We start from the raw sequence: 362 nt of genomic DNA on the forward strand, positions 1-362 counted from the left end.
TTAATTTTAATACACAAGTTGTGTCCATATCTAATAACACTCTAAGACAAAGTTCAAGGGCATTCCCATCAAACCAGCTAATATCAAATCCAAATTCTAAATGTTTTTTTGTATTATTGATATAACTTCTTCTAAATCTTTTTTAACCAGATTTATATCATCACCGCGAGCATATTTATCCATAGCGTTATGAAATTTTCTATCTTCTATGGCAAAAAAATAACGTTTTCTTCTTGCATCTCCTAAAGGAAGCTCCAAGAGTCTTTTTTCATCTTTTTTAACTTCTTCTTCCCATTCTATTATACGTTCGGTAAAATACGCTTCATCTTTACTAGTATCCCTTAGCATTTTCTATCCTTTCT

Annotated in this window: 1 protein-coding gene; it reads right to left on the reverse strand. The window is 30.4% G+C overall.

Translation table 11 applies throughout. The features are described 5' to 3' along the window. Positions 1–96 precede the first annotated feature (96 nt). On the reverse strand, positions 97–348 hold the full coding sequence (locus tag H2277_RS09190; protein ID WP_337201985.1) for a PoNe immunity protein domain-containing protein: 252 nt from the start codon (positions 346–348) through the stop codon (positions 97–99). Positions 349–362 lie beyond the last annotated feature (14 nt).

Origin of the sequence: Campylobacter sp. W0014 (assembly GCF_020135975.1) — a bacterium.
GTDB lineage: Bacteria > Campylobacterota > Campylobacteria > Campylobacterales > Campylobacteraceae > Campylobacter_D.

Coding starts and splice junctions, on each gene's coding strand:
- H2277_RS09190 (WP_337201985.1), bottom strand. CDS start 348: ATGCTAAGGGATACTAGTAAAGATGAAGCGTATTTTACCGAACGTATA.